Source organism: Rhizobium sp. EC-SD404 (assembly GCF_902498825.1).
Lineage (GTDB): Bacteria > Pseudomonadota > Alphaproteobacteria > Rhizobiales > Rhizobiaceae > Georhizobium.
Window position 1 is genome coordinate 11,398 of record NZ_LR701459.1, and the last position, 22,038, is coordinate 33,435.

The 22,038-nt window shown below is 59.9% G+C and carries 18 protein-coding genes and 2 pseudogenes; 9 read left to right on the forward strand and 11 right to left on the reverse strand.

The genetic code is table 11. From position 1 onward, the window contains the following. Window positions 1–34 precede the first annotated feature (34 nt). Entirely contained in the window at window positions 35–2,605 is a 2,571-nt protein-coding gene (locus tag GC125_RS01145) for an arsenate reductase (azurin) large subunit (protein ID WP_151983366.1), read from the reverse strand. Window positions 2,606–2,617: 12 nt separating this feature from the next. Next, window positions 2,618–3,142 (reverse strand): arsenate reductase (azurin) small subunit, encoded by a 525-nt coding sequence (locus GC125_RS01150; protein ID WP_199864399.1) that lies wholly within the window; start codon window positions 3,140–3,142, stop codon window positions 2,618–2,620. Between the two features lie 316 nt (window positions 3,143–3,458). Between GC125_RS01150 and GC125_RS01155 the strand changes: the two genes are divergently transcribed. From GC125_RS01155 to GC125_RS01165, 3 genes are read left to right on the forward strand one after another with little or no spacing between them, the layout of a single operon-like run. Beyond that, entirely contained in the window at window positions 3,459–4,280 is an 822-nt protein-coding gene (locus tag GC125_RS01155) for a substrate-binding domain-containing protein (RefSeq protein WP_151983367.1), read from the forward strand. Beyond that, on the forward strand, window positions 4,277–5,740 hold the full coding sequence (locus GC125_RS01160; RefSeq protein ID WP_151983368.1) for a sensor histidine kinase: 1,464 nt from the start codon (window positions 4,277–4,279) through the stop codon (window positions 5,738–5,740). The genes GC125_RS01155 and GC125_RS01160 overlap by 4 nt, the downstream gene beginning before the upstream one ends. Next, on the forward strand, window positions 5,718–7,073 hold the full coding sequence (locus GC125_RS01165) for a sigma-54-dependent transcriptional regulator (protein WP_151983369.1): 1,356 nt from the start codon (window positions 5,718–5,720) through the stop codon (window positions 7,071–7,073). The genes GC125_RS01160 and GC125_RS01165 overlap by 23 nt, the downstream gene beginning before the upstream one ends. 470 nt (window positions 7,074–7,543) lie before the next feature. Here GC125_RS01165 and GC125_RS01170 read toward each other — a convergent pair whose 3' ends face one another. From GC125_RS01170 to GC125_RS01185, 4 genes and pseudogenes are all read right to left on the reverse strand, one after another. Continuing rightward, window positions 7,544–8,068: a fasciclin domain-containing protein gene (locus GC125_RS01170; protein ID WP_502706079.1), complete on the reverse strand. Its 525-nt coding sequence runs from the start codon at window positions 8,066–8,068 to the stop codon at window positions 7,544–7,546. Window positions 8,069–8,684: 616 nt separating this feature from the next. After that, a pseudogene (locus GC125_RS01175) lies at window positions 8,685–9,068 on the reverse strand (IS3 family transposase); the annotation flags it as partial. A gap of 625 nt (window positions 9,069–9,693) precedes the next feature. Beyond that, entirely contained in the window at window positions 9,694–10,164 is a 471-nt protein-coding gene (locus GC125_RS01180; protein ID WP_151983370.1) for a hypothetical protein, read from the reverse strand. A 148-nt stretch (window positions 10,165–10,312) separates the two neighbouring features. Then, complete coding sequence (locus GC125_RS01185; RefSeq protein ID WP_151983371.1) at window positions 10,313–12,070, reverse strand: recombinase family protein; 1,758 nt, start codon at window positions 12,068–12,070, stop codon at window positions 10,313–10,315. 45 nt (window positions 12,071–12,115) lie between these two features. Between GC125_RS01185 and GC125_RS01190 the strand changes: the two are divergent. Next, window positions 12,116–13,018 (forward strand): annotated as a pseudogene (locus GC125_RS01190) (YifB family Mg chelatase-like AAA ATPase); the annotation flags it as partial. A gap of 188 nt (window positions 13,019–13,206) precedes the next feature. Next, complete coding sequence (locus tag GC125_RS01195) at window positions 13,207–14,142, forward strand: 5'-methylthioadenosine/S-adenosylhomocysteine nucleosidase (RefSeq protein ID WP_286165316.1); 936 nt, start codon at window positions 13,207–13,209, stop codon at window positions 14,140–14,142. Between the two features lie 78 nt (window positions 14,143–14,220). On the opposite strand, the gene GC125_RS01200 is transcribed toward GC125_RS01195, so the two are convergent. Both GC125_RS01200 and GC125_RS01205 read right to left on the reverse strand, forming a co-directional pair. Continuing rightward, window positions 14,221–15,228 carry a cytochrome d ubiquinol oxidase subunit II gene (locus tag GC125_RS01200; protein ID WP_151983373.1) on the reverse strand — a complete coding sequence of 336 codons (1,008 nt, stop codon included), beginning with the start codon at window positions 15,226–15,228 and terminating at the stop codon, window positions 14,221–14,223. A gap of 11 nt (window positions 15,229–15,239) precedes the next feature. Beyond that, window positions 15,240–16,634 carry a cytochrome ubiquinol oxidase subunit I gene (locus tag GC125_RS01205; RefSeq protein WP_151983374.1) on the reverse strand — a complete coding sequence of 465 codons (1,395 nt, stop codon included), beginning with the start codon at window positions 16,632–16,634 and terminating at the stop codon, window positions 15,240–15,242. Window positions 16,635–16,840: 206 nt separating this feature from the next. Here GC125_RS01205 and GC125_RS01210 point away from each other — a divergent pair, with 206 nt between their 5' ends. Further along, window positions 16,841–17,110 carry a hypothetical protein gene (locus GC125_RS01210; RefSeq protein WP_151983375.1) on the forward strand — a complete coding sequence of 90 codons (270 nt, stop codon included), beginning with the start codon at window positions 16,841–16,843 and terminating at the stop codon, window positions 17,108–17,110. A gap of 139 nt (window positions 17,111–17,249) precedes the next feature. After that, window positions 17,250–18,491, forward strand: a complete 1,242-nt coding sequence (locus tag GC125_RS01215) for a DUF2254 domain-containing protein (protein WP_151983376.1) — start codon at window positions 17,250–17,252, stop codon at window positions 18,489–18,491. 18 nt (window positions 18,492–18,509) lie between these two features. Here GC125_RS01215 and GC125_RS01220 read toward each other — a convergent pair whose 3' ends face one another. The 3 genes from GC125_RS01220 to GC125_RS01230 form a co-directional block, all read right to left on the reverse strand. Further along, window positions 18,510–18,713 (reverse strand): hypothetical protein, encoded by a 204-nt coding sequence (locus GC125_RS01220; RefSeq protein WP_151983377.1) that lies wholly within the window; start codon window positions 18,711–18,713, stop codon window positions 18,510–18,512. Between the two features lie 238 nt (window positions 18,714–18,951). Beyond that, window positions 18,952–19,563 carry a transglutaminase-like cysteine peptidase gene (locus GC125_RS01225; RefSeq protein WP_502706080.1) on the reverse strand — a complete coding sequence of 204 codons (612 nt, stop codon included), beginning with the start codon at window positions 19,561–19,563 and terminating at the stop codon, window positions 18,952–18,954. A 194-nt stretch (window positions 19,564–19,757) separates the two neighbouring features. After that, window positions 19,758–20,561: an alpha/beta hydrolase gene (locus GC125_RS01230; RefSeq protein WP_151983378.1), complete on the reverse strand. Its 804-nt coding sequence runs from the start codon at window positions 20,559–20,561 to the stop codon at window positions 19,758–19,760. Window positions 20,562–20,746: 185 nt separating this feature from the next. Between GC125_RS01230 and infC the strand changes: the two genes are divergently transcribed. After that, window positions 20,747–21,283, forward strand: a complete 537-nt coding sequence (infC, locus tag GC125_RS01235) for a translation initiation factor IF-3 (RefSeq protein WP_199864662.1) — start codon at window positions 20,747–20,749, stop codon at window positions 21,281–21,283. Window positions 21,284–21,394: 111 nt separating this feature from the next. Then, the gene (locus GC125_RS01240) at window positions 21,395–22,021 is read left to right on the forward strand and encodes a methyltransferase family protein (protein WP_151983380.1); all 627 of its coding nucleotides are present in this window, start codon (window positions 21,395–21,397) and stop codon (window positions 22,019–22,021) included. Window positions 22,022–22,038 lie beyond the last annotated feature (17 nt).

Below are 22,038 nucleotides of genomic sequence, written 5' to 3' on the forward strand. Positions count from 1 at the left end.
GGCGATTGGCCCGGCGTTATCATGATCGGGTGTTCTACGACGCGGAGTATTCCTTCGATTTGAAGGAAAGGTGTGCGACCGACTGCGGCGCGTCAGCGATCTTCCGAATGTCACCCCAAGTCTGTTTGTAATTCGGGATGATGAACTCGTTGACGCCTTCCGAGACGACGTTGCCCTGAACGCCTGTCGGAAAGCCGAACAGCATGAAGACTTCTCCTGGTCGCGCCGACGGCGTGGGGTAGACCATCGCCTGCGTCGAACCATTGTCATTGAAGATTTCGACCAGATCGCCCTCATTGACGGACAGCGACGTCATGTCCTCCGGGTTCATCTCCACAAACGGATAAGGCCAGCGGTCCATCACGAATTCATTGTCGACATCGAGGTATGCTGACTGCCAGACGATGTTTGCCCGCCCATTGTTGATGAGATAGGGAAACTTGTCCTTTTCCGCTTGCTTGCCAGCGGCTTGCAGCCCGCGCCATGGCGCTTCCATAAAGCGCGCCTTGCCGTCATCGGTAGAGAACTTTCCATCGGCGTAAAGCCGCTTGGTTCCGATGATTTCGCCGTTCTCGAAGCCTGTAGCCGGCTCTTGGAAACCGTTGGTTCCCATCGCCCTCAGCCGTTCATAGGTGACATGTTCGCCGCCATTGGCATTGGCATTGTAGCCGTCCATGAAGACGTCTTCCTCAGTCTGCCAGTCGAACCCCTGGAATTTGTCGGCGGTCTCCGTATCGCCAGCGTCGCGGAAGACGCGCTCCAGATTGTTCGCGAGACGCGCAGCAATAATGCCGTCGCCAAGCGCCCGTCCGGGTGGGTCCATGTAACGCTCGGTCAGACGCATGCGGCGTTCACCGTTCATCGATGTGAGGTTGATTTCACCGGACGTCGCCGCAGGCAGGATGACATGGCATGCCTCGCCGATCTTTGTCGGCACGATATCAACGTCCACCGCAAACAAACCGCCGTCATTGATCGCTGCGACGATCGCATCGACCATAGCGTCGCGGTCGCCATAGGGCGCGGCGTTCATCGCATCCTTCACCTTGTCGGTGCGCTGCTTGTAGACCCGTTTGAACTCCAGCGCGTTCAGCGTGGTCTTGTAGTTGTCGCATCCCCAGATGTGATGGACGCCACCACCGCCTTCGATCATGAGCTTGTCGACATAAGCAGCCGGCCGACCGACATGGCCGTCCGCCGGCCGCACGTATCCTTCCTGGTGCCCGCCGAGACGCACGCATCCGCCGCCTTCACGACCGACATTGCCCGTGGCAAGCGCGATGTTCACCAAGGCGCCATTGGTGCGGTAGTTGTCGTTCCCCCAGATCAGGCCCTTTTCATAGGCGAACATCGTGCGACGACGTGCGCCACCTTCTTTCGGCTGGGCAATCCATTCCGCGGCCTGGACAATTTGCTCGATCGAAAGTCCGGTGATCTCGGCGGCCTCTTCCAGAGACATGCTGTTGGCTGCCACGGCCGCTTCGAAATCAGACAACACCCCTGCTTGCTGCCGCTCGACATCGGGTCGATCGGGCTGAAGTGTCGCCGCGCCCTCGCCACCGTTTTCACCGTCTTCAGCAGCTTGCGCAGGCGCGGCCGTCGACGCGTCGATGAATGCCTGGTCGACCCAACCCTGTTCGGCAATATGCGCGAAGATCGCGTTGAACAGCGCGAGGTCCGTTCCCGAATTGATGGCGAGGTGCAGGACATTCTCCGCACCCGCTTCGGTTTCGCAGGCATTGACCGTCACCGTTCGCCTCGGGTCGACGATGATGATGCGGCCAGCGGCGTGCGGCTCGTCCGGCAACAGCTCCTGCTTCTTGCCAACGGACGATCCACGCAGATTGGGGACCCAGTGATTGAGGAAATAGTTCGTTTGGGTTTCAAGCGGGTTAGCGCCGACGCATACGATGGTGTCGGCCAGCTCGGCATCCTCGTAGCAATTATTGAGCTCGCCGACGCCCATGTCGCGCGTGCCGTGCACTTCCGAATTGTAAGCGGGCCGATTGTGAATGCGGATGTTCTTGATCTTCATCGCACCGAAATAAAGCTTTCCGGTACCCCAGGTGAACTCGTAACCGCCTCCTGCGCCGCCGTGATCGGCCGCTGAAACGAACAATCCGTCTTCACCCTGTTCCTGAACAACGCGCGCCGTGACCCGCGCCACGAGATCGAGAGCATCGTCCCAACTCGTTGGCTGATATTGACCGTACCGCCAGACCAGGGGATCGGTCAGTCGTTGCAGCTGCGTGGAGCGAGCACGAGAATAGCTCATTTCCGCAATGCGACCACCGCGGGGGCTGGCGAGACCGGAATTGACGACACAGTCGTGGTCCGGCTTGACGACGAGGTGAACGTCGCGGCCATCTTTTTTGACGATGTTGTACATCGAAGGCGCATACCAAGCGGCAGTTTGAGCGTACTGCTGGACGCTTAGGTCCTCGCCCATCGCGTTTTCCGCTGGCGCAGTACCACCCTGCTTATTGACGTCCCAGGTGTACGCCTTGTAGCCGCAACCCACGATGCAATAATGGCAAACCACGTTGTGTTCAGTGGCATCGGCGGGAATGATCGGCAACCGATCTATCTGTCTTTTGAAAGCCATGGTCGATTCTCCTCAGAGCACGTTTGACAGTCGACCGAAGAGAAGCTCATCCACGCCCTCGGCGTAGATGTCTCCCTGATCGTCGACGCGCAGCACATATTGCGGAAGGTTCTGGGTCGCCTGACCCCAGACTTGCTGGCCACCCTTTTCAGGATCGAATACCGAATAGTGGCCCGGGCAATTGAACGTTCGTGCTTCTGAGCTGTAGTTGAGAGGGAACCCCTGGTGCGGGCAGTTCGTGCTGAACCCCACGATGTCGCCGTCAGGGCCGGCGCCGCCTTCGACGCGCTTACCGAGTTTTAGAAGAACACCGGGCGCTTCGTCGTCGGGATAAGCAATATTGAGGGGCTCGTTCTCGACAAGATCCGAAATGTTGCCGAGACGGTTGCTGGGATAGGTGACCCGCGCGAGGGCCGTCTGCGCCTTCGCCTCAGAAGGCGACAACGCGACGCTTGTCGCGGCGCCTGCTGCCGCAATTGCGCTACCTCTCAAAAATTGACGGCGGCCGACATCGACCAATTTGTTGCAGCGATCCACGAAGCATCCTCCCCTGATGGTGCTGATTTCATGCAAGGAGCTTCAAGCAAGCAGAGTGCCAGACGGTCGGCCGACATCGCACGCCCTTCATGTCTGGGCATCGTGTCGTCACGCGGCTGAGCGATTGTTCGGCTTTCCGAACATGCTGCAGCGCCGTTGGTCCGGAAGTCCGAACGATTGCGAAAGCACTGGTTTAAGATCGATTTTTCATTCCCAAAAGGGTAGGTTCGCTTGTCGGGAGGATGAAGTTTTGGGTGGTCAGCGCATAAACTCAGAAGCGCTATCGCGTCGCCATGTGCTCGGCGGAGCCGGGGCGATGGTTGCTGCGGCAATGCTTGCACCAGCAACCGGCAGAGCATCGGAATCGATCAAGTTCGGACTGACACCCGTCTTCTTGTCCAACGACCTGGAATTGCTCGACCTGCTTCGGAACTATCTGACCGATGCTACCGGCGGCCCCGTCGAACTCGTCACTCGACGAACATACCAGGAGATCACCGCACTTCTTGTTTCAGGTCAGCTCGATGCCGCGTGGATATGCGGTTATCCTTTCGTGCAATTCAGGCAAGAACTGACACTGCTGGCGACACCACTTTGGAACGGCGAGCCTCTCTATCAGTCCTTTCTGATAGTCTCGCACTCGCGAGAGGTGAGTGATTGGGTCGACCTCGAAGGAGACATCCACGCCTTCTCTGACCCTGACTCCAATTCAGGATTCCTGGTGACACGCGCTTTGCTGGCCTCGAGAGGAATGGGACCCGAGGAGTTCTTTTTTCGCCATTTTTACACCTACGGACATCGCAACGTCATTCGCGCTGTCGCATCTGGCCTGGCTCAGTCCGGGAGCGTCGACGGCTACGTCTACGAAGTCATGCGTGAGATCGAGCCAGCTCTCATCGCCCAAACGCGCATCGTCAGACATTCAGAATGGTTGGGGTTTCCGCCGATTGCGGCCTCGACCGTCAAAGCTGGCGATGAGCGCATTGTGGAACTGCAGCGCGCGCTCCTGTCGATGGATCAGCACGAAAGTGGCCGCAAAGTACTCGCTTTGCTGAGACTGGACGGCTTCGCGTCTTCTGACCCGGCGCTCTTCGATACTATCGCTGAAAAGGTCGACCTCATAAGGCGTCTAGGATGACGCCGTTTGCCCGTCTGCGCGCAATCCCGATTTCCTATCGCGTACCGCTGCTTGTTGCGCTTCTGATGATGGTGATCAGCGGCGTATTGTCGGAGCGTGTCCTTGATCGCCTGCACCGCACGCAGGAAGCGTCGCTCGAAGGCCTGGCGGGTAGTTATCTGGATGGACTTTCAGGATCGTTGCTGCCCGCGGTTTTGCGCGATGACGTGTGGGAAACGTTTGATGTGCTTGATCGAGCACAATCCGTTTATGGGGCTCTATCACCGATCGAGACGATCGTGACGACTGCAAATGGTACCATTTTGGCCGCGAGCGATCCGGTCCACATGCCCTCATTCGCCCAATTGCCCGAGGAATATCTGGCTCGGTACACGGGGCCTGTCGTCACGATCGATGCGGACGCCAATACGGGTTTCGCGCGGCGCGAACTCCTTCATCAGGGACAGACAGTCGGGATCATCCATGCCTCGTTTGATGTGTCACACATCTTCGCGGAGCGGCGCGAAATTCTCGCTACCTTGTTCATTACCAATGGACTTCTGGCCGCACTCTTTGCCCTCGGAGGCTTTTTGATCGTCCGTCATATGATCGCCCCGACGAAGATACTGGAAGACCACATGCGCGCAGCCGCCGATGGCCTCGCGGCACCCATCCCACACCATCAGTTTCCCACTCATGACGGTGAAGTTGCCCGATTGTTTCGCGGCTATAACGCCTTGGTGCAGGCCGAGCAGGACCGTGCGGAGTTGGCCGCTAGACTTGCGGAGGAAGAAAAGCTGGTAAGCCTCGGCAGGCTCGCCTCCGGCATGGCTCATGAAATCAACAATCCGCTTGGCGGACTGTTCAACGCCATCGACACGTTGAAGACCCACGGACTGCGACCGGGCGTCCGCGAAACGTCACTCAGTCTGGTGGAACGTGGCCTTGAGGGAATCCGAGATGTCGTCCAGGCGGCACTGACCACTTACCGGCCGGAACGCGCCGTTCGTCCTCTGTCTCCGGTGGATCTGGAGGACATTCGCCTGCTGATGCGTCCTGAACTCCGCCAGCGGCGCCAACATCTGAAGTGGAATGTTCGTTGGCCGGCCGGTTCCGCTGCGCCCGTTCCTGCCGGACCCGTGCGGCAAGCGGTGCTCAATCTTCTTCTGAACGCATCGGCTGCGACGCCCGAAAGGGGCCAAATCGAATTGGACGCGGACTGGAGCGATGATGCTCTTAAAATAACCGTCAGCGACGAGGGGCCCGGCATGCCCGCTGCGCTCGCGGCCATCCTTACGAGGGCCGAACCAGGAGCAAATGTCAGGCCGGGGCACGGACTAGGTCTCTGGACGATCCGTCGGACTCTCGGTGCCTGTGGGGGACACCTGCAAGTCCGCACGGGACAACATGGGGGAACGAGCATCATCGTCATACTTCCGATCAGAGAAAGCGCGCGCAATGACCGCAGCAACGCTGCCTGACCGAGGGAGCATCGGTCTCATCGAAGACGACCCGGTCATGGGTGGATCTCTCGTTCAACGGCTCGAACTGGAAGGCTGGAAAGTGATCTGGTGGTCCACCGGTCAAGCCGCTCTCGAGGGTATGGCCGATGTTCGCAAAGACCTCGAACTGGTTATCTGCGATATTCGACTGCCGGACATGTCAGGCGAGGAAGTCTTCGATGCGATGCGTGGCGATGAAGACCTGCCTCCGTTTCTGTTCGTCACCGGATATGGTGAAGTGGATCAGGCGGTCCGCTTGATGCGTTCAGGGGCCGTCGACTTTGTCACGAAGCCATTTCGCATCGGTGACTTCCTGACGCGCATCGGTGCCGCTCGACGGCAAGTCGTCAGCGAATTGGACACCCGCGGATATGTTCTTGGCTGCTCTCATTCGATCCAAGCGGTGGAAGACCTCATCCGCCGCTATGCCATGCTTGATCTGCCCGTTCTGATCACCGGCGAAACAGGAGCTGGAAAAGAGGTCGCAGCCCGCTTGCTGCATGATCTCTCGCCTCGGGCGAAAGAACCTTTTATCGCGGTCAACTGCGCCGCTATCCCGGCCGAGTTGCTGGAAAGCGAACTCTTCGGCCATGAGAAAGGTGCCTTTACCGGCGCACATCAGCGTCATCTTGGCTATGCTGAGCGCGCAAAGGGCGGGACGCTGTTTCTCGACGAGATTGGCGATATGCCACTGCCTCTCCAGGTGAAGCTGCTACGCCTTATGGAAAGCAAGAGCTTCACTAGGCTCGGTGGCGAAACCTCAGTTGCTTTTCGGGCGCGCATCGTCTCCGCAACACATCAGCAACTCCTCAACTCTCCGCCAACGTCTTTTCGCGAAGACCTGTATTTTCGCCTTGCCGTCCTCCCGGTCGAAATTGCTCCATTGCGCGAACGACCCGATGACATTTTGTGGTTGCTGAACCGCTTCATCAAAGAAGCCGGAACACGCAGCAATCGCCGAATTCGTGGCTTAACTGTCTTGGCCGAGGAGGCTTGTCTCGCACATTTCTGGCAAGGCAACGCTCGAGAATTGCGCAACCGTGTTGAGCGTGCGGTCGCTTTGGCAGCAACGGACCGGATCGATATCGCTGACCTTTTTCCTGAGCAGGCACAAAGCCAAGCTTCTAAAGCCTTCGCGACTTTGGCGGACGTGCGGGATGCAGCCGAGAGGCGGCAGATATTGAGGGCGCTGGACGAGACGGAAGGCCACGTCACCAAGGCAGCCGAACTGCTGGGGCTCGGCAGAACAACTCTCTGGGAGAAGATGACCAGGCTCCAGATGGCCCCCAAGAAAGATGAAGCTCCGTTGTGAGCTGGCCGAGATTTGAAACCGCTCTGAAGGTCTGTCCATTTAGTTGGCTGGGAATTGATTTCCTAAGTCGATTTTGGGGCCGATACCGAATGGACCGGTTTGGGTGCCGAAGACTGAATACCTGCCGTAAAGCTGAGGCTGATCTCAACGGCGGCTTACGGCCGGAGGCTGCGTGAGAACTCACTTTGACTCGTCGCGCATTCTGCTGGGTTCGGCTTCAGGACGCGGATCAAGGCCAATCAGACGCCGGAAACTGGTCCCTCCCGTGATGGCGTCTGCGTCGGCTGAAGAGGCGAACGCAACTGATGGTAGCCCATTCACCGATGGGCCCGACTCCCGTAGCGGTGCAGGTAGCGGCTACGCGTGGCGATGGTCAGCATCAGCACGATCCTTAAAAGAAGCGGGCCGGCGCGGAGAAATCCACGCCGGCCCGCTCATTCGCCCCCCGCCCAGGGGGGGGGTGGAAAACGTTACTGGGGCATCAGCACCGTATCGATCACATGCACCACGCCGTTCGACTGCATGACGTCGGCCTGGGTGACGGTTGCGGTGTTGCCGCTCTCGTCGGTGACCGTCAGATTGTCGCCGTCCATGGCGAGAACGAGCGTGCCGCCTGCAACCGTCGTCACTTCATGCTGACCGCCATCGTCGGCGATCATCTGCATGGCGGCGGCGGACGTCGCTTCGGCCGGAACCACGTGGTAGGTCAGGATCGAGGCTAGCTGTTCCTGGTTGGCAGGCTCCAGCAGCGTATCGACCGTGCCGGCCGGCAGCGCCGCGAAAGCGTCGTTGGTCGGCGCGAAGACCGTGAACGGACCGGGACCCGAGAGCGTTTCCACCAGGTCGGCAGCCTGAACCGCCGCGACCAGCGTCGTCAGGTTGGAGGCTGTAGAGGCGTTCTCGGGGATCGTCTTGCCCGGATCCATCGGAGCGCCGCCGACGATCGGCATTTCGGCAGCCATGTCGTCCGACGCCATCGCATCGCTGCCAGACATGTCGGAACCTTCGGTGCCGGTCATGCTGGAGCCTTCGGTGCCGGAAGCAGCACCGGAGCCCGGGGCCGCATCGAGCGGCCGGTCGGCGCGTGGCGATTCGCCAGCATCCTGCGCAATTGCGACGCCGGAAAGGGCCGTGCCGGCAAGCATCGTGCCGATGAGCGCGGCGCGAAGGATTGATTTCATCATGATGACTACTCCCGTTTGTTTTGTCTCTTGTCCGGAAAGGTCAAGGTGCGGGAGGTACGGGCGGTCGGAGAGGGAAGTTTCTAAATCGTCGGGCACGCCTTAACACGTCGTGTCACGGGCGCGTGATCGGGTTCGGTGCGCTCGACCAGAACACCGGCACGTCATGCGGCGAGCGTGCATTCGGCCGCTTTGTCGTTTGTGAGCTGCGCCTGGACAATTTGCGCAGTTCCCTGTGCATCGTTCCAGCCCGTTTTCACCGTCGTCGCGCCCAGCGCCGCTTGAACATACCAGCTTTCCAGGCAAAGACAGGGGAGCCATCGTTGACCAGATGCCCGCCGATCCACTCCGAAGTCGCACCTGTCTCCAGACCCAAGAGAGCGAGACCATCTCGCCTCCCGTCAAGAGCAACTATTACGGCCTCAGGGTCACCGAGCACGCGGCGCGAGAACAGGTCGATCGCCATAGCCAGATAGGCAAAGCCCTCCTGGGTCCGAATGTAGGTAATATCAGTCACCCATGCCCTGTCCGGCGCATCGACATCAAACTGCCGGGCAAGAGTGTTGTCGACCACGATCGACGGTTTGCCGCCATAGGAATCGGGTCGACGCTTGTAGCCGATCTGCGCCTTGATCCCGGCCATCCTGGCGAGACGAGCGATGCGGTTGGGGCAACTGGTCTCTCACTGATCGAGGAGGTCGTCATGCAGCTTGCGATAGCCGTAGACCCGGCCGCTATCCCTGCATGCGCTGCTGAGAAGCGCGGTCTGGCGGACATCTTCCCGAGCCCGTTGCCTCAGCGGGTTTGTCAGCCATGGACGAGGCACTCATCGACGAGAAGCCGTTCCGGCGTTGAGTGGCTAGTTCTCATTCTCCACCGTCACGGACATCGCCGTCGCCGAACGGACCGGCAGCTCGCACCAGAGCGACTGCAACGACCGAAATGGGGGCGCAAAGCGGTGGCTTATCGATCGCGTCACCGACGTCTGCTTTCGGGCAAAGTCAAAATTTGCCTGAACGTCTGGGATGGGGGCGCGAAGCGGTCGTTGACGAAGCTGGTCTGCAAACACCCGTAAGAGTTGGGCCAAAGCAAAATCACCCTTTAGCTGAATAACCAGAGAAAGCTGCCATAGCCGACACCGACGAAACACATGCCCCACGAGATCCTACGGCGTCGGGACATGCCGCCGTTGTCGTTTGCGGGAATGAATTCGAGGTCAGCAAAGGTGATCTCATCCGCGCCACTTCCGTGGCGTGAGGCAGGATCATATTTCATTCTTACCATGCGCTTTGATTGCTGGATCATATTGGCGAGCCTCTACACTGATAGCTGCCTCTCTCAAGTGACGGCGCTCGTTATTGGCATACGACCGTCGCTGAGGAAGACAGCCGCCTCGCGCAGAATTCGATCAAGATATGCCAGCGGTCGACATCGTGACTTCACGCCCAGAGCCCGGGCCACGTATGGTCACTTTTCATTAGATGGCTGCAGTAATTGTCGTAGACGAAGCGGCCGTTCGAGCGATCCCGACATCTCCATATCGGACTACCATAACCGCTTGCGATCTGGTCCCATGCAGCTCCATATGGGCGGGGTGCAGAGTAGCTGCTTCCACCTCCAAAGCCGCCATTGTTCGCTGCGACGCCAATCGCGACCGCAGCACCCACGACCGCCAGGCTGGCCAAAGCTACATTTTCTGTAGCAACTCGTTTGTCGCAATCTTCCGAGGTTCTGTCGCGGCGGGCCAACTCGAGCGTCAGGTCATGTCTGAAGTTCGGATTCTGCGTCTGCTGAAGAGCTCGACAAAGCGAACTCAAGCTTTGAGCCGAATAGTCGCTGTAAAATTCCTGCTCAGTCGTTGCGCAGCCAATCAAAAGGCTGGCCATCAGACCCACTGCTATTTTTTTCATGAACTGCCCCCTGCCGCTAATGAAACGACAAGTTGCATTAAGAGTCCAGCGTCGGTTGCGTCAGCGGTTGATTTGAAGCTGAGGTGCGAGTGGGCCTGATCTGTATCGCGAAAATGGGACCTGATCGGAAGAGCCAGTGAAGTCTAGGTCATTCACGCTCGCTAGCATCCCTCGTACTGAGGCCTGATCCACCAGATATCGCCGACCTAATCCTCACCCCTTCAGGCCCGTTCTCGAGCTTATTATTGACCCTAGGCATTTGTGGCTGACCTCGGGTGACCTCCACAAAGCGCTTTTTACCGTTTTTGAAGTCGACCGAGAAACTGGGGTGCTCGACCTTTCGGATGATCCCGCGAGCTATCAAGCCCTCAACGAATGCGCTTGCCTCCTCGTTGAGCGGTGGAAGTAGATCATTGGGGTTATCAGGGCCATCTGGAAACAGCTTCAGTTTCACGACAGTGCTGTGTAGCCACTGACGCAAGCGCTGGCGACGTTCTACGACTTCTGGATCGTCGGACGCAGCAAACTCGCGCGTTAGCAGCGCCAATTCCTCTGATGTCAGCTGTGGTCCTTCAGAAAGAGCGAAAATCGACTGCTCTACAGAAGCGATGTTTCGTTGGAGCCCATCCCGCTTTTGGTCCACCAAACGGTACTGCTCTTTGAACAGATCCGTAGCGAACTCTGGATCAGCCATCAGATCTATCAACCTGTCGCGCTTCACACGCACCGCATGAAGCTGCTCCTGTAGTGCGGCCAGTTCTTCATCCAGAGCTCGTCTGTTTCTCTCTGAAGTCGACGACTGCAGGATGGCGTTCAGGTCTAGTTCCTCTACAAACGACAGAAAAGCCTCTTCAAAGTGCCCGTAAGGCCAGCTCGAGGAAGCGCATCCGGCCTTTCGGTGGGCCTTGCTGCATCGAAGGTAAAATCCGCCCTTGGGCCCAGGTCCTTTGTTGATGAAATGCATGGGACTGCCGCAATATCCGCACTGCGCCAAATTCGTGAACAGATTTCGAAGCTGCGGGCCTTTCCGTCCGGCCCCCGTCAAATCGCGGGAACGTCTGCCAGCTTGAACCGCCAAGAAACGATCTTCAGACACAACTGAGGGAAAATATTCCTTCACAACCTCTCCGACGGGGATACGCTTCCCGTCGATTTTTCGATGAGGCTGATACTCGCCGATCACGGCACGGTTTGAGAGGATCTTTGTAACGTAAGATGCATGCCAGCTTGCGGTCCCGCCGATCGAGGGGATTTGTTCTGCGTTAAGACGTCTAGCAATCGCGTATGACCCATACCCGTTGGAGGCATCTTCAAAAATGCGGCGGACGATCGCCACCTTTTCGTCGATCAGGCTGAAGGATGTGCGGTCTTCCGACAGCTGAACCCATGCTGGAGCCAGCTTCGTCAACTTCTTCTTGTCGGTTTGTCGACGCTTATTATCCCAGGCAGCGCCAACTCGCAGACTTTTCATCTGCGACTCTTCATGTGCCCGACCCATCACCACAATCGAGTAGATCAGATCCGTGAATTCGGCCTTGCCCGCAGGATAGAGCTTTTGGTCGGCAAGGGTCACGATATTGATGCCGGCCTTCAAAATCTTGAGGAACAGGGTAGTCGCTTCCATAGGGTCTTCGCGGCTGATCCGATCAAGGGACTCGACCAGAAGGTACGACCCTTTAGGTATTCGACCTTCTTCAACCGCTGCTAAAAATCGACTTAACGCACCCTCTGTGGCGTTCTTACCCCGGAAGGCTGATACGCCGATGTCCTCGAGCTCGAACCCCTCAATCAGCGTCAGATCGTGCGTCTTGGCATAGCGTGCCGATGCCTCTTTTTGCCTTCGAAGACTGTCACCCCTCAGCTGGATATCAGTCGACATCCGCACATATGAATACGCAAATGGCATGGCTTATCCTTTCAATAAGCTCATACCACTTTTGATTTAAATTGCCACAATTTCCTGATGGTCGGGCCTCCCGGTTCCGGCAAGTCCATGCTCGCGGAACGTCTGCCATCCATCCTGCCGCCACTTCCACCTGCGGAACTGCTGGAAGTCTCCATGGTGCATTCGATCGCGGGCAAGCTGGCCGGCGGCAAGCTGGCCGATCGGCGGCCGTTTCGCGCGCCGCATCACTCGGCGTCCATGGCGGCAATGGTGGGTGGCGGGTTCAAGGCCCGCCCCGGCGAAATGTCGCTTGCCCATCACGGCGTGCTGTTTCTCGACGAATTTCCGGAATTCACCCCACAGGTTTTGGACAGCCTGCGCCAGCCGCTTGAAACCGGCCAGTGCGTGATCGCCCGGGCCAACCACCGGATCAGCTATCCTGCGCGCATTCAACTGGTCGCCGCGATGAACCCCTGCCGCTGCGGCATGGCGGGTGAGCCGGGACATAGCTGCGCGCGCGGACCGCGCTGCGCGAGCGACTACCAGGCGCGCATCTCCGGCCCGTTGATGGACCGGATCGACATCCGCATCGATGTGCCCGCCGTTTCGGCAGCCGATCTCATCCGGCCGACTGTCGCCGAGACGAGCGCGACCGTTGCAGAACGGGTGGCTCGGGCGCGTGAACTGCAGCGCCTACGCTACAGCGAGCTCGGTGTCGCGGGTGTGACCGCCAACGCGCAGTGTCCGACCGCGCTCGTCGAAACCGTCGCGGCGATCGACGTTGCCGGGCGGGCGCTTCTGTCCGAGGCCGCCGAGCGCATGGCTTTCTCGGCCCGTGCCTATCACCGCATTCTCAAGGTCGCCCGCACCCTGGCCGACCTCGATGGCAAGCCTTCCGTCAGCCGCATTCATTTGGCGGAAGCGATTTCCTACCGCGTGATGGCAGAACGGACGAGCATGGCGGCGTGATCGGCTGACAGGGCGAGACGATCGGCCCGTTTCGTCGCAAGCATACCAAAGTAATGCCTCGGGAGACGGCGCCCAACCTGAAGAATGGGTGATCGTTCGGGATCGACTTGCGTTGTGGCGGCGTTACGGGTTGTGTTGGCATGAGCCGCTTGTCCCCACTGCACACTCATTTTTCGGAGCGTTCCACCGTGAATTCTGCCTTGCGCACCGCCCTCGCCCTCTCGTGCTCGGTCATCGCGCTGGCCGCGCTGCCGTCCAGCGCCGCTCTGGCGCAGGAAGCCCCGACCCTCGACGAGGCACCGCGCACGGCCGTCGTCTCCGCGTTCGAGCCGGAGTGGCTTGCGCTGCAGGAAGCACTGATCGAGCGCGAAGAGCATGAGATCGCCGGGGTCGAATTCATCACGGGACGCATCGAAGGACGCCGCGTCGTGCTGTTTTTGAGTGGCGTCAGCATGGTGAACGCGGCGATGACGACACAGATCGCGATCGATCACTTCAACCTGAGCGAAATGGTCTTCTCAGGTATCGCCGGCGGCGTCGATCCGCAGCAATCGATCGGAGACGTCGTCGTGCCGGAGCGCTGGGCGCAATATCTGGAAGCGGTGTTCGCGCGCGAGACGGACGAGGGCTTTACGCCGCCAGGCTTCATCGAGACGCCGTTTCCGAATTACGGGATGATCTTCCCGCGCGAGGTGGATGTCGCGCGCGCAGGCGGCGAAGTCGAGGAGCATTTCTGGTTTCCGGTCGATGGCGCACTGTTCGAGACGGCACGGCAGGTCGCCGACGCGGTGACTCTGCAACTCTGCACCGGCGACGACACCTGCCTCAGCCAGCAGCCGACCATTCGCGTGGGCGGCAGCGGCGTGTCAGGCCAGGCCTTCGTCGATAACGGTGCCTTCCGCGCCTATGTCTTCGAGACCTTCGGCGCCAACGTGCTCGATATGGAAAGTGCCGCCGTCGCGCACGTCGCCTATGCCAACGACGTGCCGTTCATTGCGTTTCGATCGGTGTCGGACCTCGCCGGTGGCGGTGCCGGCGAGAACGAGATGGCGACGTTCATGCAGATCGCGTCGGACAACTCGGCCCGCGTGGTGCGTGCATTCCTCGCCGCCCTGCCCGAGTGACCGCGCGGCACTGAGGCGACCGAGCGTTGACCGACGTGCACCGATAGGTTCGCGCTTCGATGCAGGCCGAGGGGCCTGTCAGTCGTATTTCAGTTCCGTCGCCTTACCCCGGAAGATGCGGTAGGCGAGGATCGTGTAGCCGCCGATCGTGGGCAAGACGATCGCCGTGCCGACGAGGATGATCATCAGGCTTTCCGGCGCGCTGGCCGCCTCGTAAATCGTCAACTGGTCCGGCACGATGAAGGGGTAGAACGAGTAGGCAAGGCCCGCAAAACCGAGCGTGAAGATCGTCGCCATCGCCAGGAACGGAACCAGCGCGTAGGAATCGTCCGGCCGCGGGAGCTTGGCCGTGAGGAACCAGAGGCCGGCGAAGACGGCGCCGGTCAAAAGCGGCAACGGTGCCAGCAGGTAGATTTCCGGCGTCGTGAACCATTTATCGAAGATTCGGGTCGAGGCGAAAGGCGTCGCGATGGAGATCAATGCCATGCCGGCTGCGGTCAGCATCAGGCACAGGCGCATCCAGGTGACGGCTTTTACCTGCAGTTGACCCTCGGTCTTGTAAATCAGCCAGGATGCGCCGACCGCGGCATAGGAGGCCGCGAGGCACAGGCCGACGAGCGCGGCGAAGCCTGCAGACGCCCAGCTGATATCAAGCCCCAGAACGTAGATGCCGAGCATGTATCCCTGCGACAGCGACGACATGATGGAGCCGATGAAGAACAGGAGGTTCCACATCCACTTCGATTGCGCGCTGACCTTCGAACGGAAGTCGAAGGCGATGCCGCGCAGGACAAGGCCGACCAGCAGGACGAAGACGGGGAGATACAGCGCCGTCAGGATAATGCCGTGCGCGATCGGAAACGCGACCAGCAGAAGCCCGATGGAGAGTACGAGCCAGGTTTCGTTCGCATCCCAGAACGGGCCGATCGAGGCTATCATTACGTCCTTTTCGTCATCGGTCCCGAAGACGGACAGGATGCCGATGCCGAGATCGAACCCGTCCAGGATGACGTAGACGAGAATCGAAATCCCCATCAGGCCAGCGAAGATCAGCGGGAGGATGACGTCAGGTTCGTAGCCGAACATTTGGTCCACGCCTATTCCGCGGCTTGCATGGCTTCGCCTGCAGCCTTGCCCATGGACACGCTGTCGCCGCGCGGATCCGGATCGGTTTCGATATTCCCATAGTGGGCTCGGATCGCGAGCTTGTAGAGCACCGTCAGGTAGACGACGATCAGCACCGCGTAGAGCGCCATGTAGGTGGCGAAGGTGAGGGCCACGTGGGCGCCGGGCACGGGGGCGACGGCTTCGGCGGTCGTCACGACGCCCGAGACGAGCCAGGGTTGGCGCCCGATTTCCGTCGTGTACCAGCCGGCGAGCGTCGCGATCCAGCCCGAGAACGCCATGCCGGCGAGGACAAAGGCCATCGGCCTGTTGATGTCGTCGCGGCGCCACAGCATCCAGGCGGCCGCCCAGGAGACGACCAGCATCAGCATGCCGACGCCGACCATGACGCGGAACGACACGAAGAGAGGCAGCACCGGCGGGTGCTCGGGCGTGCCATCCTCGGCGACGAAATCGTTGAGGCCGGGCACGACACCATCGGCATGATGCTTGAGGATGAGCGAGGCGCCACTCGGGACACCAATCTCGTAGCGGTTCTCACGGGCTTCCTCATCCGGCAGCGCGAAGAGGACGAGCGGCACGTTGCCCCGCGTTTCCCAGTTCGCTTCCATGGCCGCCACCTTCTGCGGCTGGTGCTCCAGCGTGTTCAGGCCGTGCATGTCGCCGGCAAAGATCTGCACCGGGATCAGGATCGCACCGAGATAAACGCCGGTGCGCAGCGCCTTGTACATGGGCTCGGAACGGTCGCCATAAAGCCAGCGCAGTGCCGACAGACCGGCCATGAGGAAGGAGACGGTGAGGCCCGAGGCGAGCAGCATGTGCACGAAGCGGTAGGGCATCGACGGATTGAAGATGATGCCGAACCAGTCGGTGGCATGCGCCACGCCATCGCGCATCTCAAAGCCCTGCGGCGTGTGCATCCACGAGTTCAGCGCGATGATCCAGAAGGCGGACATGGTGGTGCCGAACGCCACAAGGAAGGTTGCCGTGGTGTGGATGCGGCTCGACACGCGGGAGAAGCCGAAGAGCATGATGCCCAGGAACACCGCCTCGAGGAAGAACGCCGTCAGCACCTCGTAAGCGAGCAGCGGGCCCGCGACATTGCCCACGGTTTCCATGAAGCCCGGCCAGTTGGTGCCGAACTGGAAACTCATCGTGATGCCGGAAACGACACCGAGTGCGAAGGAGAGCGCAAAGACTTTTACCCAGAAGAAATAGGCCTTCATCCAGGCGTCATCGCCGGTGCGCTCGTAGCGCCACTTGAAGAACAGCAGCACCCAGCCGAGCGCGATCGTGATGGTGGGAAAGAGGATATGGAATGAGATGTTCGCAGCGAACTGCATGCGAGACAGGATTAAGGCGTCCATTGTCTTCTCTCGTTTGTCTTTCTCTCCTCGCCGCACTTTGGAAAGTAAGCGATGCGGCCGAACGCGCCAGTGTCGATACTGTCGCACGGCGAGAATGTCGCACAGCTCCACTCGGTTTCCTATGATCTCGATCAAGGCCGACATGCTTTCTGGCAGCCCGGCTTCGGGTTATGCTCATGCCGGGCCATGGAACGTGGAGGACGAGAATGGCGATCTATCTCATCGGCTACGAAGGCCGCACGGAACGGCCCTATGACCAGTTGCAGGAGGCGATGGATCGAGAAGGCGGCGTGAAGCTGATCGATGGGCTCTGGGCGCTCGACGTGGACAAGGACGCGACGGAGTTGCGGGACTGGGTCCATGCCTTCATGGACGACGTGGATGCCATCTTCATCGCGCAGATGCGCGCCGGCAGCCACTGGGCCAGCCGCCACCTGAAATCCAGTGCCAATGACTGGCTGAAGTCCCGCCTCTAGACCACTTCGTTGTCACCGCACATCAATCCGACCGCCATACTGCTTGCAGATGCGATTTCGCCGGTGCAGATGATGACGATCGTAAAAGTACTTCCATGATCAGTCCGGCTGTGCCGGGTGACGAGAGACGGCAGACGCAATGCGGAAATGGCAATGGAAGCTGAGGCGCCTGTTCGAGCGTCTCTGGGTACGTGCGGTTCTCTATTCCATTCTCGGTGTGATCACGGCCTTCGCGGCCATCATTCTCGATCCGTTCATTCCCGATGGGATCGAGGATGCCGTCGGCGCGGGCGCGATCGACACGATCCTGAACATCCTTGCGACGAGCATGCTGACGATCACCACGTTCTCGCTGACGACGATGGTGACCGCCTTCACCGCTTCCACGCAGGACGTGACGCCGCGCGCCACGCGCCTGTTGATGGCGGATACGACCACCCATTCCGTGCTCGCGACCTTCATCGGCACGTTCCTCTACAGCCTCGTCGGCATCATCGTCTTGTCGATGGAGGCCTATGGCGGCGGCGGCCGGGTTGTCCTCTTCGTCGTGACGATCCTCGTCATCATCATCGTCATTGCCGCATTGCTGCGCTGGATCGACCATCTGACGCGACTTGGACGGGTGAATGAAACGACGAGGACGGTGGAGCTGGCGACCCAGGATGCGTTGCGCGTCTATCACCGCGCCCCGACCATGGGCGCCGTCGAAATCGCCGACGACATCGTGTCGGAGAGCGAGAGCGTTATTCTTGCCGATGAGATCGGCTATGTCGGCCACATCGACATGCAGCAACTGGAAACGATTGCCGCCGACGCCGGGGCGACCGTGACCGTTTTGGCGCGACCCGGCACGTTCGTTCACAAGGCAGAGCCGCTGGTCGCCGTCGCTTCGGGAAGCATCGATGCAGACGAGGTGCGTGCGGTTTTCACTATCGGTCGCGAACGGACATTCGAGGAAGACCCTCTGTTCGGCCTTGCGGTACTGTCCGAGATCGCTTCGCGCGCGCTCTCGCCTGGCATCAACGATCCCGGGACGGCCATCGACGTTCTGAGCCGAGGAGTCCGCCTGATTGCCTTGTGCTCCGACAAAGTCGACGACGCGGCCGACGTTCCGGAATACCGCCATATCCGGATGACACGGGTGCCGATCGCGGAATTCCTGGACCATCTCTTCACGCCTGTCGCCCGTGACGGGGCCGACAAGTTCGAGGTTCAGGTCAAGATCCAAAAATCGCTAGCCGCGCTGGCCGCTATGGACGAGTCGCTGTTCGGCGCCTCAGCACGGCAGATTTCGCGTGTATCGCTGGATAGGGCAGAGACCATCCTGACCAGCGCCGACGATATCGCTCGCGTTCGCAAAGCGGCGGCGCCGCTCATCTGAGGGTATTGGCGATCAGTTTCAGGAATGACGGTTGCGGTTGAAGCCGTTCTGGGCGACGGCCATTTCGGCAGCGTCCATCCTGCGGAGCAAATCCACCATTGCGTCGGGAGTTCCCTCCGGAACGCGGAACGAGTCCATCCCGGCGAGAAGACGCCGGTTCGGGCTCGTTTGTATCTGGTGAAGGACGACGTTTTCGAGACGCAGCCCACGAACATTGCTCATTTTGGTTGTGCCGCCTTGGGATTGGTACTCGACAAACACCAGCCGCTTGGTTTGGTTCCACCTATCGACGACAGTTTCGGTGACAAATCGTCGCTGGAAAGAATACGGCGACCACTATAGGCGCTCAGCCGTCAACGTTTCGTAAACGCTTTCGAAATCAAGCAGATAGTTGTGGAGCCTATGGCGTCGGCGTTTTGAGGGGCGCATTCCTCGCCCCGACCAACCTTCGACGTACCGACTACTGCAGCGCGCCGACCAGAACGTCGGTGGAGTTTTCGATCGATACCCAGCGGCCCGTGTGGAAGGACGCCTGGCGCTTCAGGAAGACGTAGGAGGTTTCGCTCCAGAGATGGACCTCGTCGGAGAGGTTGTCGAGCACATAGTCACCCTGCGAGGTCCGCAGCGTGAGCACGGCGTGGCCTTCGCCGTCGGCTTTGCGAACGACGGTGATGAGGAGATCGGAGGCGGAAAAGCCGCGTTCCATCAACATCAGGCGCTTCAGGAGGACGTAATCTTCGCAGTCGCCTTCGAGATCGGGATAGGACCAGAGCTCTTCGATGCCGTGCATTTCGGCATCGGTGCGGGGCACGATCGTGCTGTTCACCGCCAGATTCACTTCCTGCACGACATCCCAGCCATAATCGGTGATGTCCGGTGCGCGGCTTGCCGTAGTGCGAACAGCGCACTCCGAATAATGACGGCGACAAAAGTCGTAGTGACCGATAGGCTGTGAGGTCAAAGGACCGGTGATCATCGACCGGGACGGCTCGGCCTCGGCGTTTGCCGACGGCAAGGCCAGGGAAGCGAAGCCCGCCAAGGCAATGGCCGCTCCAATTCTCGCAATCGTCAGCACCGTTGGTCGCCCCGCCTCAGCATCATCGTTAACAAACAGTTAAAATTGGTGATGATGCAAAGTCAATCGGGCCAACCCCCGCGATTGCGGTTATGGTTACCAGCCGGGCCTTATTGTGTCTTCGGCGCTACAGTACTCCGACGCGTCAATTCGTGATCGCCGGTCAATGGCAGCAGATCGATGGCAGCAGGTCAGTGGCTGCCGGCGATGAGATCGTTGAGCGCTTTCAGCATGCGTCCGATGTCGGCGGGGCGCGACAGACGATGGTCGCCATCGCGCACCAGCGTGAGGACGACGTCGTCCGCCGGAAGATGCTCCATCAGCCGCAGGGCGTGGGCATAGGGCACGTCCGGGTCCTGCATTCCCTGAATGATGGTGACGGGACACCCGGTATCGATGACACCTTTGAGAACGCTGTTCGTGCGGCCATCCTCGATCAGTCCACGCGTATAGACGTTCGGGTCCGGGCCATAGGGCGTCGGCTCCTCGAAGCGGCCTTTTTGGGCGAGATCCGTGCGCTGCGCATCGGTCAAGCCGGGCTCGATGAGTTCGGACGTGAAATCCGGCGCGGGTGCGAGAAGCAGCATGCCGGCGAGACGGCCGGCATCGCCGCGCTGCTTCAAGGTCTTTGCGATAAGAAGCGCGATCCAGCCGCCCATGGACGAGCCGACCAGGATTTGCGGGCCGGTCGTATGCGTGTCGAAGACGGCAAGCGCCTCTTCCAGCCAGCGCGATATCGTACCGTCCTCGAACGCCCCGCCCGATGCTCCATGGCCCGAATAATCGAAGCGGAGGCATTCGAGCCCTTCGCGCGCGGCATAGGCATCGAGTTCGAGCGCCTTGGTGCCGCTCATGTCGGACCGGTAGCCACCGAGCCACACGAGGCCGGGGCGATGGTGGCCGCCAAGCCCAGGCCGGAAGGCGACAGCGATCGTGCGCGCCTCACCGCCCTCGCCGACGACAAGTTCCAGTCCGTTCGATGTATGCTCCTGCATATTCATTTCCTTGCTGGTGGCATTTTCGGGGCAATTGCCGGCAGAATCACCGCGCGTGGATGCTATTTCTGACTGGGCGTGCTATTGACTCAACGCAAGCGATAACGACATTGCGGGCAATTCAAGCGATTTCGTCTTCGCAGTACATTCAGCCACAGGTTCAACAGTTCGAGGAGAACACGACCATTCGCAGACCGTTCAGAGCGCCGCCGCCAACCAAGGATGGACCGCGGGCCAATGAGGAAATCCGGGCAAGCCATGTTCAGTTGATCGATGCCGAAGGCGGTAACCGCGGAATAGTGCCCATCACTGAGGCGCTGGAGATCGCGGCGGAAGCCGGCCTAGACCTCGTCGAAATCTCACCCAATGCCGAGCCTCCCGTCTGCAAGGTGCAGGATCTTGGCAAACTGAAATACGAAAAGCAGAAAAAGGCCGCCGAGGCGCGCAAGAAGCAGAAGACCGTCGAGGTCAAAGAAATCAAGATGCGCCCGAACATCGACACGCACGACTATGACGTGAAGATGCGCGCAATGAACCGCTTTTTCGAAGAAGGCGACAAGGTCAAGGTGACGCTGCGTTTCCGTGGTCGCGAAATGGCGCACCAGGAACTCGGCATGCGGCTCCTCCAGAAGGTCAAGGAGCAGACGGCGGAGATCGCAAAGGTCGAAGCCGAACCCAAGCTCGAAGGCCGACAGATGATGATGGTTCTGTCACCGCGCTGATCCAGCGGGTTGGCCCGTTCAAGCTCCCCGTGCCGGATGGCCCGGGGAGCTTTTTTGTTTAGGGAACCGGCGGGGCTTAGAGTCCGCGTCGAATCGTTGGGCGGGCAATCGATGGACAACACCACGGAAGAACGCGGCAAGCTCCAGAACTTTCAGCGCATGCGGCGGCTTGTGCTAGCGCTGATCATCGCCGCATTGGTGATCGCCCTGCTCTTCGTTCGCTCCGCATGGGGCGAGGAAGGGCATGAATTCGTCGAAGCCATCGGGATCGGCACGATCGCTGCAGGCATTCTCGGCCGCATGTGGTGCACGCTCTATATCGGCGGCAGCAAGGCCTACGCAATCGTGACGGCAGGCCCCTATTCGATCAGCCGCAACCCGCTCTATCTGTTTTCGTCGATCGCAGCGTTCGGCGTTGGCGCGCAGACGGGGAGCTTGATCGTCGCGTTCGTTTTCCTGATCGGCTGCGCGCTGGCATTCAACGTGGTAATCCTGCGCGAAGAGCGGTTCCTGCTGCCGGCTTTCGGCGAGCCCTATCGCGCCTATCTGAGTGCGGTGCCGAGGTTCTTGCCGCGCACGCTGCGCGTCGTCAATGAAGACAGACTCGTGGTGCAACCGGCGCGGCTCTACCGCACGCTTATCGACGGCATGGTCTTCTTCGTCGCGATGCCTGCGCTCGAGATCGTCGAGTGGCTACAGTCGAGCGGCGTGCTGCCCGTGGCGCTTCAACTTTATTAGCCCGGACAAAAAAAGGG